General features: G+C 76.1%; 15 protein-coding genes. 4 read left to right on the top strand and 11 right to left on the bottom strand.

What is annotated here, in order from left to right; genetic code table 11:
- Positions 1-12: 12 nt before the first annotated feature.
- From ABIE39_RS17000 to ABIE39_RS16970, 7 genes are all read right to left on the bottom strand, one after another.
- Entirely contained in the window at positions 13-891 is an 879-nt protein-coding gene (locus ABIE39_RS17000) for a TatD family hydrolase (RefSeq protein ID WP_354052730.1), read from the bottom strand.
- Positions 891-1592: an EboA domain-containing protein gene (locus ABIE39_RS16995; protein WP_354052728.1), complete on the bottom strand. Its 702-nt coding sequence runs from the start codon at positions 1590-1592 to the stop codon at positions 891-893. Before ABIE39_RS16995 ends, ABIE39_RS17000 begins: the two co-directional genes overlap by 1 nt.
- Positions 1589-2503, bottom strand: coding sequence for a sugar phosphate isomerase/epimerase family protein (locus tag ABIE39_RS16990; RefSeq protein WP_354052726.1), 915 nt, complete (start codon positions 2501-2503; stop codon positions 1589-1591). The genes ABIE39_RS16995 and ABIE39_RS16990 overlap by 4 nt, the downstream gene beginning before the upstream one ends.
- On the bottom strand, positions 2500-3429 hold the full coding sequence (locus ABIE39_RS16985) for an SCO3242 family prenyltransferase (RefSeq protein ID WP_354052724.1): 930 nt from the start codon (positions 3427-3429) through the stop codon (positions 2500-2502). The genes ABIE39_RS16990 and ABIE39_RS16985 overlap by 4 nt, the downstream gene beginning before the upstream one ends.
- Positions 3426-4673, bottom strand: a complete 1248-nt coding sequence (locus tag ABIE39_RS16980) for an inositol-3-phosphate synthase (RefSeq protein ID WP_354052723.1) — start codon at positions 4671-4673, stop codon at positions 3426-3428. Before ABIE39_RS16980 ends, ABIE39_RS16985 begins: the two co-directional genes overlap by 4 nt.
- Before the next feature lie 280 nt (positions 4674-4953).
- The gene (locus ABIE39_RS16975; RefSeq protein WP_354052721.1) at positions 4954-6450 is read right to left on the bottom strand and encodes a hypothetical protein; all 1497 of its coding nucleotides are present in this window, start codon (positions 6448-6450) and stop codon (positions 4954-4956) included.
- 70 nt (positions 6451-6520) lie between these two features.
- Positions 6521-7084 carry an RNA polymerase sigma factor gene (locus ABIE39_RS16970; RefSeq protein ID WP_354052719.1) on the bottom strand — a complete coding sequence of 188 codons (564 nt, stop codon included), beginning with the start codon at positions 7082-7084 and terminating at the stop codon, positions 6521-6523.
- 138 nt (positions 7085-7222) lie between these two features.
- On the opposite strand from ABIE39_RS16970, the gene ABIE39_RS16965 reads away from it, so the two are divergent.
- Entirely contained in the window at positions 7223-9049 is a 1827-nt protein-coding gene (locus ABIE39_RS16965) for a DUF4012 domain-containing protein (RefSeq protein ID WP_354052718.1), read from the top strand.
- 207 nt (positions 9050-9256) lie between these two features.
- Positions 9257-9937: a peptidase gene (locus tag ABIE39_RS16960; protein WP_354052716.1), complete on the top strand. Its 681-nt coding sequence runs from the start codon at positions 9257-9259 to the stop codon at positions 9935-9937.
- Between the two features lie 88 nt (positions 9938-10025).
- Here the strand turns inward: ABIE39_RS16960 and ABIE39_RS16955 are convergent, their stop codons facing one another.
- The 3 genes from ABIE39_RS16955 to ABIE39_RS16945 all read right to left on the bottom strand — a co-directional run bounded on the left by ABIE39_RS16955 (position 10026) and on the right by ABIE39_RS16945 (position 16112).
- Positions 10026-10688 (bottom strand): hypothetical protein, encoded by a 663-nt coding sequence (locus ABIE39_RS16955; protein WP_354052714.1) that lies wholly within the window; start codon positions 10686-10688, stop codon positions 10026-10028.
- Positions 10689-10893: 205 nt separating this feature from the next.
- Complete coding sequence (locus ABIE39_RS16950) at positions 10894-12837, bottom strand: glycosyl hydrolase family 18 protein (protein ID WP_354052712.1); 1944 nt, start codon at positions 12835-12837, stop codon at positions 10894-10896.
- Between the two features lie 212 nt (positions 12838-13049).
- Positions 13050-16112: a helix-turn-helix transcriptional regulator gene (locus tag ABIE39_RS16945; protein ID WP_354052710.1), complete on the bottom strand. Its 3063-nt coding sequence runs from the start codon at positions 16110-16112 to the stop codon at positions 13050-13052.
- A gap of 504 nt (positions 16113-16616) precedes the next feature.
- Between ABIE39_RS16945 and ABIE39_RS16940 the strand changes: the two genes are divergently transcribed.
- Positions 16617-16847: a hypothetical protein gene (locus ABIE39_RS16940; protein WP_043659205.1), complete on the top strand. Its 231-nt coding sequence runs from the start codon at positions 16617-16619 to the stop codon at positions 16845-16847.
- The gene (locus ABIE39_RS16935; RefSeq protein ID WP_108047806.1) at positions 16847-17872 is read left to right on the top strand and encodes a CorA family divalent cation transporter; all 1026 of its coding nucleotides are present in this window, start codon (positions 16847-16849) and stop codon (positions 17870-17872) included. Before ABIE39_RS16940 ends, ABIE39_RS16935 begins: the two co-directional genes overlap by 1 nt.
- A 49-nt stretch (positions 17873-17921) precedes the next feature.
- Here the strand turns inward: ABIE39_RS16935 and ABIE39_RS16930 are convergent, their stop codons facing one another.
- Positions 17922-19559, bottom strand: a complete 1638-nt coding sequence (locus ABIE39_RS16930; protein WP_175010011.1) for a glycosyl hydrolase family 18 protein — start codon at positions 19557-19559, stop codon at positions 17922-17924.
- Between the last annotated feature and the right edge of the window lie 218 nt (positions 19560-19777).

The raw sequence follows: 19777 nt of genomic DNA, 5'->3' as shown, positions 1-19777 counted from the left end.
TGCCCTCCCGCGCTACGCCCGCGCGCCGCGCAGCACGGAGGAGCCCTCGAACTCCACGCCCGGGGTGGGGAGGTCCCCCTCGACGAAGCCGGGGACCGGGTCCAGCACGAGGTTGCCCGACTGCCCGTAGAACTCGACCGGGTTGCGCCACAGCACCTGGTCGACGTCGTCCGCGGTGAAGCCCGCGGCGAGCATCGCCTGCCCCGTCTTGAGCGTCTTGAGCGGGTCGGAGCGGCCCCAGTCGGCGGCGGAGTTCACGATCATGCGCTCGGTGCCGTGCTCCTGGAGGATCGCGACCATGCGGTCCTCGTCCATCTTCGTGTCCGGGTAGATCGAGAACCCGGCCCACGCGCCCGCGTCGAGCACGAGCGCGACGTTGGTCTCGTTGAGGTGGTCCACGAGCACGTGCTCGGGCGCGATCCCCGACTCGCGCACGACGTCGAGCGTCCGCCGCGTCCCCGACAGCTTGTCGCGGTGGGGGGTGTGCACGAGCACGGGCAGCGCCGCGTCGCGGGCCATCTGGAGCTGGCGCGAGAAGACCTCGTCCTCCTCCGGCGTCATCGAGTCGTACCCGACCTCCCCGACGGCGACGACGCCGTCCTTGAGCAGGTAGCGCGGGATCTCGTCGAGCACCTCGCGGCACCGCGCGTCGTTCGCCTCCTTGGGGTTGAGGGCGATCGTCGCGTGGTGCCGGATGCCGAACTGCGCGGCCCGGAACCGCTCCCAGCCCAGGAGCGCGTCGAAGTAGTCGAGGAACGACCCCACGTTCGTGCGCGGCTGGCCCAGCCAGAACGCCGGCTCGACGAGCGCGCGCACGCCCGCGGCGTACAGGGCCTCGTAGTCGTCCGTCGTGCGGCTGGTCATGTGGATGTGGGGGTCGAAGATGCGCATCAGGCGGTCCTCCCGGTGGTGACGTCAGGGGCGAGGCGGGCGACGTCGTCGGGCACGACGCGGCCCGCGGCGCGGCGCTCGGCGGCGAAGTCGCGCGCCATGCGGGCGAGCTCGTCGTCCGCGCGGTCGTCGAGGCCGGCGACGGCGTCGAGGCTCACGCCCATGAAGACGAGCTTGAGCACGGCGTGGCGCCACGCGTGCGGGTCGAGGTGCGCGGCCGCGAACGGCCCGACGGCCGCCGCGACGAGGCTCTGGTCGTTCGTGCGGAGCGCGTCCGCGGCGAGGTCCCGGCCCACCGCCACGACCGACGGCGCGGCGTCGTCCGCCAGCGCCCCGCGCTCCGTGAGGGCGTCGAGACCGCGCAGGACGCCCCGCCGCTCGGCGGTGTCGCCGTGCTGGTAGAGGTCCGCGAGCCGCGCCGCGAGGGCGGCGTCGCCGTCGGCCCCGCCGCGACCGGTGGCCTCGGCGAGCGCGACGACGAGGTCGGCGCGGGCGGCGTCGTCGACCGTCCCGTGCACGACCCCGGCGGGGTCGGTGTCCGGGCGGACGGGCGCGCGGCCCACCTGGCGGCCCGCGAGCGCGAACGCGCGCGTCACGACCGCGGGGTCCTGCACGACGGCGGCGCGCGCCTCGGCGAGCCAGCGCTCGCCCGGGGCGGTCCCGTCCGCCGTGCGGGCGTCGGGGCGGGTGGTCTCGGTCATGGCACCTCCTGGGGGTGGTGGGGGCGGTCGTCCCACGCGCGGTGCAGCGCTGTCATGCTGCGGTGCGCGAGGCCGGGGGCGTCGTACGAGTGGCGCGGCAGCTCGACCGCCGCGACGCCGGCGTACCCGACGTCGGCGAGCGTGCCGAGCACGAGCGGGAGGTCGATCTCGCCCTCGCCGAACGGGCGGTGCTCGTGGTGCGTGCGCGGCATGTCGTCGAGCTGCACGTTCGCGAGGTACGGGGCGGCCGCGCGCAGCGCGCCCACGACGCCGTCGGGCTCGACGACGAGGCAGTGCCCGACGTCGACCGTGACGCCGAGGTCCGCGAGGTCGCCGCCGTCTCCCCCCAGCTCGTCGCGCAGCCGCAGGGCGTCGCCCACCGTCTCCACGAGCATCCCCGGCTCGGGCTCGAGCGAGAGCCGCACGCCGTGGTCGCGCGCGTGCTCGACGAGCGCGGGCAGGCGCTCGCGCAGGAGCGACCAGCCCTCGGCGGGGGCCACGTCGTCGGGCAGGACCCCGGAGAAGAAGGACACGCACTCCGCGTCGAGCACGGCGGCGACCTCGACCGCGCGCCGCAGGAACCGCAGCCGGGCGTCGGCGTCGGTGTCCACCAGCGTCGGGCGGTGCTTGCGGAACGGGTCGAGGAGGAACCGCGTGCCCGTCTCGACGACGACCCGTATCCCCGCGCCGTCGCGCGCCGCGGCGAGCCGCGTGCGCAGCGCCGCGGCCTCGTCCTCCCAGCCGTCCGCGAAGGGGTCGAGGTGCGGGAAGCCGAGCGTGAGCGCGACCGCGCCGTACCCCTCGTGCGCGAGCACGTCGAGCGCGACGTCGAGCGGGTGGTCGGTGAAGCCGTTGGTGCCGTACCCGAGCGTGAAGGGCATCCCGCCCCCGGGGGCGGCGTGCGCGGTCACGTCTCGCTCATCTCGGCGCGGCCCGGGGCCCGGCCCGCCCGGCGCAGGAGACGCCCGGCGACCTCCACGGCCGCGAGCACCCCGACCGACGCGAGGCTCCCCCCGCGCGCGGACCACGCCGCCTGCAGCGGGAGCATCGCGCGGATCCCGGCCTTGGTCGCGGCGAACGCGTTCTGCGCGGAGGGCGCGATCGCGGCGTCGACCTGCCGGGGCAGGCACGTCGCGACGTAGGCGCCCGCGGCCGCGACCCCGGCGGCCGCCGTCGCGACGCGCACGCGGCGGCTCGCGCCGCCGTCGGCCGTGCGGGCTCGGCGCAGCGCACCGGCGCCGACGACCGCCCCGCCCACCGCGGTGGCCGTGGCCACGCCCGCGGCGAGGGACGACGTCGTGCCGTGCACCTCGCCGCGCGACAGGTACGTGACGCCCGCGGTGTGCACGGCCATCCCCGCCGCGGCGGGCAGCGCGGCGCGCAGGTGCCCGACGCCGGCCCCGAGCAGGACGTCGAGCCCGCGGCACGCGGCCATCACGAGAGGACCGGCCGCGCGCTCCTTGGCGACCGTGTCGTACGTCCACACGCTCGCGGCGAGCGGGACGGCGACGGCGAGTGCGCGCGCTCCCCCGCCCGCGGCGGCGAGCCCGACGCCCGCCGCCGTGAGACCGACGGCGACCTGGAGGGCACGCCGCTCCGTCACGCGGCCCGACGGGATCGGCCGCTCGGGCCGCTCGACCGCGTCGAGGTGCCGGTCCGCGTAGTCGTTGAGCGCCATGCCGCCCGCGTACAGGCACGCCGACGCGACCGGCAGGAGCGCGCGGCGCGGCGTGAGCGTGTGCCCGGCCGCCGCCGCGCCCGCGAGCGTGTCACCGACCACCGAGAGGACCGCGGGGGCGCGGACCAGGTCCAGGTGGTCGTGGAGGGAGCCCGTCACGACCGGTCGGTCGCGGCGGTCGCGTCGCCGCCCACCCGGGCGGTCGCCTCGCGGACCCAGTCGGACAGCGCGACGGTCTGCGCGGCGAAGTCGTGCACGCCGCTGCCCCAGGGGTCCTTGAAGAAGAACCCGAGCTCCGGGACCGGGCCCGCGTACCCGGCCGCGTCCGCGAGCGCGAGCAGGCGCGCCAGGTCGAGCACGAGCGGCGCGGCGAGCATCGAGTCGTACGCCGACCACGTGGTCTGCAGCGTGAGCCGCGAGCCGAGGAAGCCCTCGACGTGGACGTGGTCCCACGCGACCTTGATGTCCCCGAGGTCGGGCACGTTGTCGATGTGCAGCGGCGTGACGTCGCTGCCCGTGAGGTCCTGGAGCCCGCGCGACTTGGACACGAGCTTGCTCTGCACCGCCTGCGGGTCGGCGAGCGTGGCGCCGTCCCCGCCACCGAGCAGGTTGGCCCCCGCCCAGGACAGGACGCGCAGCCCGCGGGCCCCGAACGCCGGAGCGAGGATCGTGCGCAGCCACGTCTGGCCGGTCTTGCCGTCCTGGCCCGCGACGGGCACGCCGCGCTCCTCTGCGAGCTCGAGCAGCACCGGGAGGTGCATGCTGGCCGACGGCGTGAACTCGGCGAACGGGGCGCCCGCGAGGAGCGCGGCGTAGGCGGTGACGGAGCTCGGCGGGAGCACCGCGCGCTCCGGGTCCGCGAGCGCCGCGCGCAGCAGGTCGCGGTCGGAGAGCTCGGGCGCGGGCTCGGGCAGCGGCTCGGTCGACACGAGGTCGACGACGACGACTCGGGCGAGGCCGTGGCGCTCGCGGAAGTCCACGATGTCCGCCGCGAGGCGCTCCGCGGCGGCCTCCTGCGACTCGCGCGCGCTGCCCTCGGCGGGGTGGGCGGAGTAGCCGGGACGCACCTCGGCGTCGGCCCGCTCGAGCGCGGCGTGCGCGGCGGTGAGCAGGCGCGGCGCGATCATCCCGGCCTCGACGAGCAGCTCGGCGCGCTTGACCATCGACACGTCGGAGATGTCGTGGCCGCCGACGACGAGGTCGCCGAACGCGGGCAGCGGGGCGGAGGCGAAGGGCTCGCCCGCGGTGACGCACCCGGTCGGCTCCGCGCGCCCGTCGGCGATCACCGCGAGGCCGAGGGCGGCGGTGGTCGCGACCGAGCCGCGGGCGCCGACGAGCCAGAGCCCGGTGCGCGCGTCCGGGGCGGGGCGGTCCGACGATCCGTCAGGGGCGAAGTGGTGCATCGTTGCTCCCGTTCCGACGGCGGACGCCGCGGCGCCGCCGATCACGACGGCGATGGCCTCCCTGCCACCGCCGGACCGCACACCCCGGGAGAGGGTCGCTCTGCTCGCTCTCCGACCCGGTGGCGCTCGGTCTGCTGCGACCCTAACCACACTTTTGTCGGTGGTCAATCAAAAGCGGCGCCACTTTCGCGACAGCGAATGCTTGCAACGTGCAAAAGCGCGCGGCCGACGCCGACCTGGCGGTCGGTATCCACGATACCGACCGCCAGGACGTGCTCCGTCACCAGGCGGAGGGCGTGAAGTCCAGCTGGTCGTCCACCACGGCCACGACGGACCACACGTTCCCGGCCGCGTCGGACAGCTCGTACGCGGGCAGCAGCACCGCGGCGCCGTCGGGCTGGTGCTGCACCGCCAGGCCGAGGCGGGCGTCCGTGATCGTCACGTCCGTGACGGGCCAGGAGAACCGCGCCCCCTCCCCGACCGTCGGCGGGACCGTCGGGGCCTCGGGCTCGGGCGCGGCCTCGGGGACGGCCTGCACGTCCGCCCGGGCCCACGCGATCATGCCGCCCCCGCCGAACCGCGGGTCGCCGAGCCGCTCGACCGCCTCGGCAGGGCTCACCACGTCGTACGCGCCGATCGGGACGCGCGGCGCCAGGGTCCCGTAGAGCGACGCGAGCCCGGCGCCCGAGTACGTCGCGCTCCACTGCGTCCCGGTGCGCTGGCCGTCGACCACCTCGGCCGCCGTCACCGTCGTCGCGCGCGGGGCGCCCTGGTCCACGGGCTGCTCCTCCGCCGCGATCTCGTAGCCGTCCGGGTCGAGACCGAGGGAGCCCAGCACCTCGCGCAGCCGGTCACCGGCCTCGGCGCCGCTCGGCGGGGCGCCGTGGTCGGCCTCCTCGCACGCGCCCGGCTCGGCCGACGGGCTCACCCCGTCCGCGCCCTCGGCGGGCATCGGCGTCACGACGACGCAGCCCCACGGGTCCTTGGCCGGGTCGTTGAAGCTCACGCTCGCGAGGCCGTCCGGCTGGAGCGAGACCGTGCGACCCGTCCAGTCGGCCGAGCCGACGGCGTACGACCCGTACTCCTCGCGCACCTCGCCCGTGACCCCGAGGACCTCGGCGACGCGGCGCGCCGTCTCCTGCGAGAACACGCCCGCCGCGTCGTAGGCCCACGCGTCCGCGCGCGCGCCGTCGGACGACAGCCCGTCGGCACGGAAGACGGTGCGGCCGCCCCACCCGCCGGGGTAGGCCATGTCGGCGGTGGCGCGGGAGCTCCCGACGGAGCCCTCCTCGGTCGCGACACCGCCCGCGAACACCTCCGTCCCCGCCGGCATGTCCGCCGCCGCGGGCGCGTCCGCGCCGCCGAGGCGGATCGGCGCGAGCGCCGTGCTCTCCGCGGCGGAGTCGCCCGCCGAGCCCCAGTCGCCGGCGCCGAGCGCGTACCCGCCCGTCCCGATGACGAGCGCACCCACCACGGCAGCCGCCACCTGGAGCGGCGCCCGACGGCGCAGCCGGCGCGCGCGGCGCTCGGCCAGCTCGTCGACGAGCGCGGCCGTCGGGCCGTCCGCCCCGGCGAGGCCGGACGCGTCCGGGAGCGCCGCGGAAGCCGGGCCCGCGCCCGGGCCGGCCGTCGCAGAACGGGCGAACGCCTCGGGGACGCGGTCGCGCACCGCGGCCTCCAGGGCCGTGGCGTCGGGGGTCGCGTCCGCGGCCGGGTCGGCCGCGCGCAGGCGCTCGAGGTCGGCGTCGTCGGGCTGCTCGGGGGTTCGGGTGGTCATGTCGCCCTCCAGGTACCGCAGGGGCCGTACCGCGCAGGCGCGGCCGGTCGGGTCTACCCGTGATGTGTGCTCAGGCGCCGGTCTCTTGCGCGAGCGCCGCCTGCTCCGCCCACGCCGCCCGCAGACGGGCACGAGCCCGGGAGAGGGCCGCGTCCGCGCCCCCGCGCGACGTGCCGAGGACGGCGGCGAGCTCCGCTCCGCCGAGCCCCTCCCACGCGTGCAGGAGGAGGATGCGCCGGTCGCGGTCGGACAGCGCGCCGAGCGCGCGGCGCACCTCGTCGTCCTGGACGACGACGTGCTCGACGTCGGCCCCGTCGTCCGGGCGCTCGGGCACCGCCGCCACGGGCAGCGCGCGCGCCTTGCGCCGGTGGTTGGCGAGGAGGAACCCCGCCGTGCGGTACAGCCACGGCAGCTCGGCGCCGTCGGGCACGTCGTCGCGACGCCGCCACGCGGTCGCGAGGACCTCCGCCGTCAGGTCGTCGGCGTCGGGGGCGACGCCCCCGACGGCGCTCGGCAGGCGGCGGCGGAAGTAGCGGTAGAGCGGCGTCGCGTGCGCGGCGAAGAGCGCGGCGAACCAGGCCTCGTCGTGGACGGCGGCCTGGGTGGTCCCGGCACTGCCCTCGTCGGTCGTCACGGCGGCTCCTCGTCGGCGGGGCGGGCTGTCAACCGCTCTGTGTGCCGGGGCGCGCGTTCCTTGCACGCCCCGCGGTTCACCCGAACCTCACCCGCGACGGCACCGATCCTGCCATCCCCGGCACCTACGCTGAGAGGCATGACGACGACGGAGCGGGACGCCCCGCCGCGCCACCCCCGCCGTCTGCGGAGCCGGGCGGCGTGGCTCGGCTGGGGCCTCATCCTGCTCGCGGTCGCGCTCGTCGTGTGCGTCGGGCTCCTCGCGCGGGACGCGCTCGCCGCGCGCGACGCCCTGACGCGCGCGCTCGACGAGGTCCCCGCCGCCGAGGAGGCGCTGCGGGCGGGCGACGTCGCGGCCGCCGACGCCGCGCTCGAGCGGGTCCAGCCCCTCACCGCCTCCGCACGCGCGCACACCGACGGACCGCTGTGGTCGCTCGCGGCGCACCTGCCGGTCTACGGGCAGGACGTGCGGGCCTTCTCCGTGGCCGCCGCGACGGCCGACGACCTCGCCGCCGTCGTGCTGCCGTCGCTCACGCAGACGCTCGGCAGCGTCGAGGGCGACGGGCTCGCGCTCACGGGCGAGGGCGTCGACCTCGCGCCGCTCGTCGCGGCCGCCCCGACGGTCGCGCGCGCCGCCGACGCGTACGACGCGATCGACGCGCGCCTCGCGACCGTCGACCGCGACGCGCTGCACGCGGAGGTCGCCGACCCGTACGCGGCGCTCGTCGCGCGCACGGACGACCTGCGCCCCGTGGTCCGCACCGCCGACCGGCTCACGGCGCTCGCGCCCGCGATGCTCGGTGCCGACGGCCCGCGCCGCTACCTCGTGCTCGCGCTGAACAACGCCGAGCTGCGCGCCGGCGGCGGGATTCCCGGCGCGCTCGCGGTGATCTCGGCGGACCAGGGCACGGTGATGCTGGAGCGGCAGGCCTCGACGGTCGGCTTCCCGTCGTTCGACGAGCCGGTGCTGCCCCTCGACCCCGGGGTCGAGCAGCTCTTCTCGGACCGCGTGGGCCGCTACCTCCAGGACACCCCGCTGACGCCGGACTTCCCCACGACCGCGGCGCTCGCGTCGACGATGTGGGAGCGCGCGCAGGGCGAGCAGGTCGACGGCGTGATCGCGACCGACCCCGTCGCGCTCTCCTACCTGCTCGAGGCCACGGGCCCGGTGACCGTCCCGGTCGACGGCGGCGCGGTCGACCTCGACGCGGGCAACGTCGTGCAGACCCTCCTCTCCGACGCGTACGCCGACCTCGAGCCCGGCGAGCAGACGGACACCTTCTTCGCGGCGGTCGCGGCCCGGGTCCTGGAGGAGTTCCTCGCGGGCGGGGCCGACCCGGCCGTCGCGCGGGACGCGCTCGTGCGCGGCGCGGACGAGCACCGCGTGCTGCTGTGGTCGGCGCACGAGGCGGAGCAGGAGCGTCTCGCGGGCACGGTCGTGGCGGGCGACATCGACACCGCCGACCAGGCCGCGGGCTCGGTCGGCGTGTTCCTCAACGACGGCACCGGCGGCAAGATGGGCGTCTACCTCGGCAGCGACGTGCGGCTCGCGGGCAGCAGGTGCACGGCCGCGGGCCGCGTGGACACCTTCGAGGTCGACCTCGCGTCGTCCGCCCCGGCCGACGCCGCGACGAGCCTGCCCTGGTACGTCACCGGCGGCGGCACGGCGGGCGTCGAGCCGGGCGTCACGCGCACGTTCGTCGTCCTCTACCCGCCGCGCGACGGGCAGGTGTCGGGCCTGCGCAGCGACGACGCCCCGCTCCCGGCGCAGCCCGCGGACGTCGCGGGCCGCGGCGCGCTGTCCGCGATGGTCGACCTCGCGCCCGGACAGTCGACGACCCTGTCGTTCACGACGACGACGCCGCGGGACGCGGGGACCGCCGCCGCGACCTCGCTCGACGTGTGGAGCACGCCCACGACCACCCAGCCGGGCCTGCGCACCGTGGAGGTCGCGCCCTGCGGCTGAGCCGCTTCGGGTCACGTCACGGCACGGTCACGAACCCGGCCTCCCGGCGTTTTTCACCCTGGACGAGCGTCCAACTCGCACGCCCACGTCGCTAGCCTGGCAGGACGGAAACACCTCGCGCGCGTGTGGCACCTGCACGTATCAGGGACCTCGGGGCACGGCTCCCTCTCCACGAACAGCCTTTCCCGCCCACGGACAGGAATCACCATGAAGACGTCGGGAGGACGCCGCGCCGCGAGCCGCGCGCTGGCCGTCACCGCAACAGCCGCGACGGTGGTGCTGCTCGCCGCACCGGTCGCGGGAGCCGCCGAGGACGACACGTACGTGCCGGAGCCGACGATCGAGCTCACCACGCTGACCCCCGTCTGCGACGGGGACGTCCCGTACCTCGAGTACGCCATCGCCGTCACCGGCACGGACAACGACACCGCGACGATCACGTGGCTCAACCCGGGCGGCGAGAACGTCGTCCAGTCCGGTCTCCCCCTGCAGGGCCGCGTCCTGTGGCCCGGCGCCGTCGTCGGGGCGGACGGCCGCGGCGCCGACTGGCCCGGCTGGAGCCTCGTGGACGGCCAGTGGGTCGAGGGCGACGAGTTCGACTGGGTGCGCCCCAGCGTCCAGGTGCTCTTCCAGGTCAACCCCGAGACGGTCGTCAGCGTGGACTACCCGCCGTCGTCCCCGAGCTGTGCGACGAACCCGCCCGGGCAGGGGAACCCGACGACGACCACGACGGCCTCCCAGGTCTCGCGCACCGTCGCGACCGGCTCGTCGTCCTCGTCGCTCGCGACCACGGGCGCGACCGTGGGCCTGTACGCCGCCGTCGCCGCGGGGCTCGCCGCCGTGGGCGCCGCGGTCGTGCTGCTGGCGCGCCGCACGCGCAAGAGCTGACCCGGCCGCCGGCACGGCCGGGCGCACGACGACGGCCTCGCACCCTCCCGGGAGCGAGGCCGTCGTGGTGCCCGGGGGCAGGCCGCCGTCAGGCGGACGCCCAGCCCCCCGCGGCGAGGCGCGACTCGAGACCCTCGAACGCCCAGCGGTCGACGACGAGCACCGCACCGCCCGGGGCGTCGGGCACGTACCACTGGAGCTGCTCGACGGTCCGCACCTCGGCCCCCGCGGCGTCGACGCACGAGAGCGTCCAGCGCGCGAGCGTCGCGGGCGTGCCGGCGACCTCGACGTCCGACTCGGCGGGGTCGCCGGCCGCGCGGGCCGCGAGCGCGTCCGTGCCCGGGCACGTCGCGCCGTCGGGCAGGAGCGCCGCCGCGGGGTCGATGCCGTCGAGCGCGGCGCCGGTCAGCACCTCGAAGCTCGGGCACGCGGCGTCCTCGGGGCACCCGCCCGCTCGGACCTGCGTGACGCCGTCGGCCGGCTGGAGCACCGACCAGTAGTCGGCGCCGGGGAGCTGGAGGGGGCCGACGGGCACCTTGCCCGCGTCGGCGTGGTCGCCGTGCGAGCCGTGGTCCTCGGCCTGGGCGGGGCCCGACCCGCCGTCCACGGTCGCCCCGGCGTCGGCGGAGCCGCTCGTGCAGCCCGCGAGGAGCGCGGCGCCGAGCACGGCCGTCAGGACGACGGGCAGGGCGGAGGCCAGGGACGCCGGGAGGGGACGGGAGGTGCGGGGTCGGGTCGTTCGGTGACGCACGGGCACGCTGACCGCCTTTCACGGTCGGAGGAGCCCCGCAACCCACTGGGGAGGGCTGCGGAGGTCCTCGTCGGCCCCTTCACGCTAACGAGCGCGAGGGTTGGTCGAGATGCGGGAGAACCACACGATGGCGGCCCGCGGGTACGGGTTTCCCCGTACCCGCGGGCCGCCCCGGCGGTCCCGCGTCAGGAGGTCCGGCAGGTCGTCAGCACGCGCCGAGGGCCTGCCACGGGCCGTACTGCTCCGCGCCCGGGACGTTGTTCTGCGTCCACCACTTCGCGCGGTAGGACTGGCCCTGGTAGGAGACCGTCGCGCCCCCGGTGTAGGCCACGGTCGCGGACCACGCCGGCGCGGTGCACGTGCCCGGCGTCGTGGGCGGCGTGGTCGGGGGGTTCGTGGGCGGCGTCGTCGGCGGGGTCGTCGGGGTGGTCCCGCCGCACGCGCCCGTCGCCTCCCACGGACCGCCCGCGCTCGGCCTGTCGCCCTGGGTCCACCACTTCGCGCGGTAGTTCTTGCCCTCGAACGACGCCGTCGCCCCGCCCGTGTAGACCGTCGCGGCCGACCACGCGGCCACGCAGGCCGTCGGGTTGGTCGGCGGGTTGGTCGGGGGGTTCGTCGGCGGGTTGGTCGGCGGGTTGGTCGGCGGGTTGGTCGGCGGGTTGGTCGGCGGGTTGGTCGGCGGGTTCGTCGGGCCGCTCGTGCCGTCGACGGGACCGGCGGGCAGCGTGCGGACCTTGTCCGTGAAGCCGCCGAGCAGCGTGCCGTCGTGGTTGCCGGACAGGTCCCACCACATGGCGCCTCCCAGGTTCAGGCGGTCGATGTACTCGGCCTTGGCCGCCACCGACCGGGCGTTGTCGTAGCTCCACCACTGGTCGCCGTCGTACCGCCAGGCGGAGACGGTCGTCGGGTCGTAGTAGTCCTGGCCCCGCGTGCGGAGCTTGTCGTAGTCCTCGTTGCCCGCCTCCCACGTGCCGGGGGCCGCCCCGTTCGCGGCCGACCACGGCTGCGACGACGTGACGCCCTTCCAGCCACGGCCGTACATGGCGAGACCGAGGCCGAGCCGGCTCGGGGCGACGCCGGCGCGGAGGTACTCCTGCACGGCCTTGTCCGCGCTGAACTGGCGGCTCGCGGCGCGCGGGTCGGCCGGGTCGTCGTAGAGGTTGCCCTGGTGGCCGGCCAGCGCCGGGTCCCAGGCACCGTGGAGGTCGTAGCCCTGCACGTTGCCGTAGTCGAGGGACTGGAAGATGCGCGGATCGTTCCAGCCGCCCGCCGCGATGTCGGCCGGGTTGGCGGGCAGGAACGCCGAGAGCAGGTAGTGCTTGCCGGTCTGCGCGCCGTAGGCGTCGAGCTGCTTGCGGAACTCGGCGAGCAGGAGCCGGAAGTTCTCGCGGTCGTTCACGGGGTCGACGGAGTTGCCGACCTCACCGTTGTTCGAGCCCGGCCACTCCCAGTCGATGTCGATGCCGTCGAACACGCCGGCGGCCGCACCCGGCCCGCCCCGGCCGTCGATCACGGGCAGGTTGCCCTTGATGTAGAGGTCGATGCACGACGACACGAGCTTCTCGCGGGACGCCTGCGTCGCCGCCGCGCGGGAGAAGTTCTTCGACCAGGTCCAGCCGCCGATCGAGATGAGCGCGCGCAGCTGCGGGTTCTTCGCCTTGAGCTGCTTGAGCTGGTTGAACGAGCCCGCGAGCGGCTGGTCCCACGCGTCGGCGACGCCGCCGACGGAGTTCGCGGCCGTGTAGCCCATACCGAAGTCGGCCCACGCGTCGCCTGCGCCGTCGGAGCCGTTCGGCCCCGTGCCCTGCGCCTTGTTCGCGATGAAGCACGTGAGGTTCTGGTGATGGATGTTGCCGAACGAGTAGTTGATGTGGGTGAGGTCCGCGGCCGCGCCGGAGTCCTGCACCTTCTTGAGCGGGAAGGCGCGGCCGTACACGCCCCACTGGGTGAAGTAGCCGACGTTGCGGTAGCCGTTGACGTCGCTGTCGCCGGGGTTGCCGACCGCCGTCGTGGCGGTCGGCGCCGCCTGCGCCGGCGCGACGCCCGCGAGGAGGCCGCCGACGAGGGCGGCCGCCGTCGCGAGCGCCGCGAGGCGCACGCCGCGCCGCCGGGCCGGGCGCGGTGGTCGGGTGGAGAGGGACACGTCCATGGGTCCTGCCTCGTGCTCGTGCGGGGAGCTGCGGCGGCGCCGTCGTCGGGGCCGCCCTGCCCTCAGGTCACCCCGAACGTAGCCACGCCGGACCCCGCGCGTGATCCGCGCTTCCCGCAGTGTTCGCGGCGCGTCCGCGGGGTCGGCGTAGGGGAAGACCCGTAGGACAAAAGTGGACAAATGCTGACGAGAACCCTCGAAACGCCCTCGTCTCAGCGGCCCACGCGGTGCGCCAGCACCGTGAGCTCGACGCGCGAGCGCACGCCGAGCTTGCGGAAGACGCGTCCGAGATGGACCTCCACGGTGCGCACGGACAGGTACAGCTGGTCCGCCGCCTCCCGGTTCGAGGCCCCCTGGACGACGAGGAGCGCGACGTCGAGCTCGCGCTCCGTGAGCTCGTCGGCCCACCGGCCCCGCAGCTCCGCGAGCGCCTCGTCCGTCACGTCGCTCTCGCGCACCGCGAGCCGGCACGCGTCCGGCGGGGCGGTGCGCAGCGCGGCCTGCGCCTCGGCGCCGGCGCGCGCGACCCCGAGGGCCGCGGTGGGCAGGCCGGCGGCCCGCGTGGCGTGGGGCCACGCCCCGGCCGGGCCGACGGCTCCGCCGCCCAGGACGCCGGGGACACCGGGCGGGCCGGGCACCGCGACGGTCAGGTCCTCGGGCACCGGGCCGCCGAGGAGGCGGACCACCTCGGCGTGCTCGTCGAGCGCGATCGTCGTCCAGGCGTCCGCGCCCGCGTCGTCGAACAGCTCGATCGCGGACAGGAACAGGCCGTGGGCGCGCTGCAGCTCGCCCGCGCGCACGAGGGCGCGCGCGGCGCACAGGTCGGTCCGCGCGTGCTCGTAGGGCGACGCGGTCGTGCGGTTCACGCGCGTGGCCCGCTCGAGCGGCGCGGTGAGGTCCTCGGGCGCGGCGAGCGAGACGTCGGCGCGCACGAGGGTCGCCGACCGCAGCGACGGCGGCAGCTCCTTGGCGTCGACCCGGCGCCGCGCGAGCGCGCGCTGCGCCGCGTCGTGGCGCCCGGCGACGACCCATGCCTCGACGTCGTCCAGGCCGGGCAGCGGCAGCATGCGTGCGCTGTCGGGGCGCTCGCGCTCCGCGGCGAGCTCGAGCAGCGTCGCGGCCTGGGTCACGTGGTGGGCGAACGCGGCGCCCATCGCGCGGTCCACGAGCAGGCCGAGGCGCACGGGCCGCGACGTCGGGCTCGCGCACGTCTCCTCGAGCGCCGTCGCGACGGGCCCGACGACCCCCCGGGTCATCATGTCGAGCCGACGCGCGGCGGCCACGCCCATCCCCGCGAAGGGCAGGCCGAGCGGCAGCCGGAACGCGGCCTCCGCGAGCTCGTCCGCGGCGCGCGTGAGGGTGCCGCGCCACAGGTGCACGAGCGCCTGCGCGAGCCGGACGTGCGCCTCGGCGAGCGGTGTGAGGGCGGCGTCCGGGCCGTCGAACCACCGACCGCCGTCGCGCACCGGGGCCAGGGAGGCGACGACGCTCGCGAGCGTCTGCGCGGCGTCGTCCAGCCGGTCGTCGGCGGCGAGCCCGAGGGCCCGGCTCACCTGGAGCGCGGCCTCGTGGTCCGGGCCCAGGTCGACGTCGGGCACGACGCCGCGCTCCCCCACCCCGAACACCGCGGCCCACGACCGGGCGAGCGCGAGGCGGGCCGCGGTCGCGTCGTCCTCGCACCACGACGCGAGGAACGTCGCGGTGTCGAGGAGCTGGGACGTGCTCACGCCGTCGCCCCGCTCGGCGTGCAGCCGCGCCGCCGTGAGCACGCCCGTGACGACCCCGGCGACCGCGTCCGCGGGGAGGCCGTCCGGCCGCCCCCCGCGCAGGTAGGGCGACAGGACGTCGTCGGGCACCTGGCCCTCGGCGAGCGTGAGCGCCGCGACGAGCGGGCCGAGCGTGCAGGCGCGCAGCGCGTCGTCCCCGCTCCGCGAGGCCTTGCGCAGCCAGTCGGCGGCGTCCTGCACGTGGCCCGACCGCAGGGCCGCGACCCCGGCGATCGCGAACGCCTCCGCACGGTGCTCGGCGCCCGCCTGGCTCGCCGCCTCGCGCGCGACCTCGTGCGCCCAGACGACGTCGCCGCGGTCGAGGTGGCGGCGCGCGATGCGCAGGAGGCCCGGGACGAGCGCCGGGTCGCCGACGAGGGTCGCGAGCGCCGAGTGCCACACCGCGACGTCCTCCTCGCCCGCGCGCCGGTGCGCCTCCGCGAGCGCCACGTGCGCCGCCGTGCGCTCGGCGAGGCGCGCGTCCGCGTGGACGAGCGAGCGCATGCGCGGGTCGACGAACGCGAAGCGGCCCCCCGCGAGGACGAGGTGCTCCGCGAGCGGGCCGTCGAGGACCTGCTCCATCGCGAGCCCCGTCGCGGACAGCACGAGCTCCGTGCGGTCGACGACGGCGACCGCCGCGACGAGCAGCGCCTGGCGCTCCGCCTCGCTGAGCGCGGCGAGCCGGTCGGCGAAGAGGGACCGGACGGCGGGGACCGCGGGCAGCGGGTCGGGCAGGATCGACCCGCCCGAGAGCTGCTCGGGCGTGAGGAGCGCCGCCGTCTGCGTGATCGCCGCGGCGTTGCCGCCGAGGAGGTGCGCGAGCCGCGCCGCGACGTGCGGGGCGACGGCGAGCCGACGCTCGACGAGCAGGAGGTGGAGCGCGTCGGCGGGCGCGAGCGGCGGGACGGCGCGCAGCTCGAACGGCCCCACGGACGGGTCGAGCGCACCCGCCGGCGCGGTCCCGAGCAGGACGACGGGCGCGTGCCGCTGCGCGACGAGGCTCGCGAGGACCGACCGGCTCAGCTCGTCCTGGAGGTGCAGGTCGTCGGCGACGAGGACGACGGTCGCGCCGTCGAACGTCGCGACGAGGAGCTCGGCGAGCGCGACCGCCGCTACCTCAGGGAGGTAGCCGAAGCCTGGGTCGACCGGCTCGAGGACCCGCGTGAGCCGCTCGGGGACGACGCCGCCCGCGAGCTGCGACACCTGCGACACGACGGAGACGACGGCCGACCCCGGAGCAGGGACGCCCGCGGGCGGGCGACAGCGGAGCGTGACGGTCGGCTGCGCGAACTCGTGCGTCGCGACGGCCTCGCACACCAGCTCGAGCGTCGCGCTCGCACCCATGCCGTGCTCGGCGGTCCACACGAGACCGCCCTTGCCCTCGCTCACGGCGGCGAGCGCGCGGTCGACCTCCTGCGCGCGGGACGAGAGCCGCTCGAGCCGTCGTGCGAACCGCGAGTCCGCGCGACGGACCGGCTCGGGAACCATGTAGTCCTGCTGTTCTGACATGTCGGGACCCTCCGTCCGGGGGCTTCGTCGCCCGTCGACCGGATGAAATGTTAACAACCCTCCGTAAACAAGGGATCACCTCATCGTTTCCCGCCCGTCACACGGCCGCCACCTGGGCCGACACCCGCACCTCGACGGTTGCTGCCCGCTGCCCGGAGGGCTAGCCTGGGCTCGATCCCCGTCGCGGCCACGACCCTCGTGCGTCCCGACCCGGGTGCGGCGCCCACGGCGCCGCCGCCACGAGAGCGAGGTGAGCCCCATGCCTGACGGCAGCAGTCATAGATCCGTGCACTGCGCGCTCACCCCCCGTGGCTCGCGACCCGACGCCTGAGCCCGGCCGACGCAGGTCCCTGCGTCCCCGGCCGTCGTCCGTCCCGCGCGGGGAGGTCGCCAGTGCGCTCCGCGCGCGCCTCGTGCGCGCCGCCGGACCTCCCCCGCCGACGCTCCCGCGCCGCCCGTACGTGGCCGCGCCCGTGCGTCCGCCCGCCGGAAAGGACGACCACCATGACCCAGCGTTCCCCTGCCACGGGACCCGCCACCACGCCCGTCGCCACCCCTGCCGCGACCCCGGTGCGGACGCGCCCCGCCCGGACGCCCCTGCGTGCCCCGCGCGAGGAGCGGCGCCGCGCGCGCCGGCCGAACCTCGAACGGCAGTCGATCTCCTTCACCGTGGGGCTCTACCTGTTCATCTGCGCCGCGCTCCTCACCGCGCACTTCACGGCCGGCGGTGCGTGATGACGACGATGCTGCCCGAGACCCCGGGCCTCGCTCCCCGGACGGAGACCCGCCTGCCCGCCCCCGCGCGCGGCGGGCTCGACCTGCACGCCCGTGCGCACGGCGACGGCGCGCCCCGGTTCGACCCGCGCGTCCTGCGCTCGCGCTGGGTGCAGGTCGCGGTGGGCGACCCGGAGTCCGCGGCCCGCGCGGCCGAGCACGGCGTCGACTTCGCGGCCGCCGGAGGGCGCGTCTGGGAGACGGACGCGCACGTCTACCTGCCGGTGACGGCGACCCGGCGCGACGGCGACCGGGTCGTGGACGAGCGCATCGTGCTCGCCCTGTCCGCCGACGTCGTCGTGACGGCCCAGCCGCAGCGGCACTACGCCGTCTTCGACAAGGCGATCGCCCGCATGCGCCGCACGCCGTGGCTCATCGGCTCGTCGTACGGCGTCGCGTACGCGCTGCTCTACGCGCTCAACGAGGCGGCGGACCGCGTCGTGTCCTACGCGAGCGACCTGCTCGAGGACATGTCCGACGAGATCGACGAGGCCACGCGCGGCGTCGACTCGCGCGGCCGGGAGATCGGGGTGAGCGACATGCAGGACACGATCACGCGCATGAACCGCGCCGAGGAGATCGTGTCGCGAGCCCAGGAGTCCCAGCTCTCGCTCGCGCGCGCCGCGCGGCACCTGCGCAGCGAGATCGCGGACTCGGACCCGGTGCTCGCGGGGCTCGTCGAGACCCTCGTCGCGGACGTCGACGGCGTGAAGCAGCACGCCGGGTTCGAGCACGACAAGGTGCGCTACCTGCAGCAGGCGATCATGACGTCGCTCGACGTCAAGCAGGCGCAGATCGTCAAGGTCTTCACCATCATCACCGCGGTGTTCCTGCCCCCGACGCTCATCGCGTCGTTCTACGGCATGAACTTCACGCACATGCCCGAGCTCGACCGGCCGTACGGGTTCACGCTCACGGTCCTGGTGACGCTCGTCGCCGCGGTCATCCCGCTGGCGTACATCAAGCGCCGCGGCTGGCTGCGCTGAACGCCGGACGGTGCGGTGCGCGGCCGAGGTCGCGCACCGCACCCTCAGGTCAGGCGCAGGTGCCGACGACGCGCCAGGCCGGGTACCACTTCTCCGTGCCCGGGACGTTCGTGCGGACCCACCACGCGGCGCGGTAGTTCACGCCCTCGTGCGCGACGACGCGCCCTCCGACGTACGAGGTGCTGCGGTCCCAGCCCGGGAAGCACGAGCCCGGCGCGGTCGGGTCGACCGGACCGGCCGGGCCCGCGCGGTAGACGTCGGCCGCCGTGCCGACGAGCTCGTCCTCGTAGTCGCCCGCGAGGTCCCAGAACATCGAGCCGCCGAGGCCCTTCTCCGTGATCCACGACGCCTTGTGCGCGACGGCGCGCGGCGTGTCGACGCTCCACCACTGGTCGCCGTCGTAGCGCCACGAGGCGCCGCTGGCCTCGTCGAAGTACTCCGTCCCGTGGTCGCGCAGCTCGAAGTACTGCTTGTTCCCGGCCTCGTAGGTGCCGGGGGCGACGCCCGCGGCGGGCTGCCAGGCACCGTTCGAGTCGCCGGCCTCGACGCCGGACCAGCCGCGGCCGAACGCCGGGATGCCGAGCGTGAGCTGGGCGGGGTCGACGCCGCGCGACAGGTAGAGGTCGATGCCGTCCTCGAGCGAGATCGTGCCCGGCTGCGTGGTGTCGTGGAGGTTCGCCTGGTGCCCGGCGAGGTTCGGCGACCAGCCGCCGTGCAGGTCGTAGCCCTGCATGTTGCCGTAGTCGAGGTAGTCGAAGATCGTGGGGGCGTCCCAGCCGGCGTTCACCACGGTGGGGCTCACCGGGATGTAGGCGGAGAGCAGGTAGTCCTCGCCCCGCGCGGCGCCGCGCTCGTCGAGCTGCTTGCGGAACTCGGCGAGGAGGGCGGTGAAGTTCGCCTTGTCGTTGACGGGGTCGACGTGGTTCTCGGGGTGCTGCGACCAGTCGGGCGCCCCGGGCCACTCCCAGTCGACGTCGATGCCGTCGAACAGGCCTGCGGCCGCGCCGAGGCCGCCGCGGCCGTCGATCACGGGCAGGTTGCCGTCGATGTAGAGGTCGATGCACGACGCGACGAACTTCTCGCGACTCTCGGGCGTCGCCGCGGCCTTCGAGAAGAACTTCGACCAGGTCCAGCCGCCGAGCGACATGAGGACCTTGGTGTCGGGGTGCTGCTCCTTGAGCTTGCGGAGCTGGTTGAAGTTGCCGGCGAGCGCCTGGTCCGCCGTGTCCGCGACGCCGTCGACGGAGTCCTCGGCGGAGACGGCCCGCACGAAGTCGGCCTGCGCGTCGCCGGCGCCGTCGTTCCCGCCCGGCTCGGGCGTGCCCGGGGCGTCCGCGAGGAAGCACGTGAGGTCGGTCGGGTGGATGTTGCCGAACGCGTAGTTCACGTGGGTGATCTGCTCGGCCTGGCCGGACTCGACGAAGTCGCGCACGGTGTAGCCGTAGTTCTCCGGGGCCCAGGACATGAAGTAGCCGACGTTGCGGTACCCGTTGAGGGCGGCGTCGCCGTTCGGCGAGTCGGGCGTGGGGGCGGTGGCCGCCGTCGTGGCGGTCAGGTCGGCGGGCGCGGCGGCGGCGGTCGTCGCGGCGGCGACGGCCCCGCTCGCGGCGAGCGCGAGGGCGGTGAGGCCGGCGGCCGCGCGCGTGGCGCGAGCGGGGCGCGGGGCGGACGGGCGAGGACGGTGCATCGAGAGAACCTCTCGTCGACGAGGTCGGTCGCCGACCCGCACGGACGCGCGGCGGTGCGGCCTTTTGCGGGGCCTGAGCGACCGGCTGACGTCAGCGACCGTAGCCGCGGGCGGGCGCGGGGGGACTACGTGCTTCCCACACTCTTCGCGTCACGCACGTCGCGCGGCGTACGCGGTCCTGCGTACGCACATCCCGTACGGGACAGCCCGTACGGCGG

Origin of the sequence: Cellulosimicrobium sp. 4261 (genome assembly GCF_040546915.1) — a bacterium.
In the GTDB taxonomy this organism is placed as follows: domain Bacteria; phylum Actinomycetota; class Actinomycetes; order Actinomycetales; family Cellulomonadaceae; genus Cellulosimicrobium; species Cellulosimicrobium cinnabarinum.
Note: the sequence above shows the minus strand (reverse complement) of the source record. Positions and strands in the feature narration are given on the sequence as shown.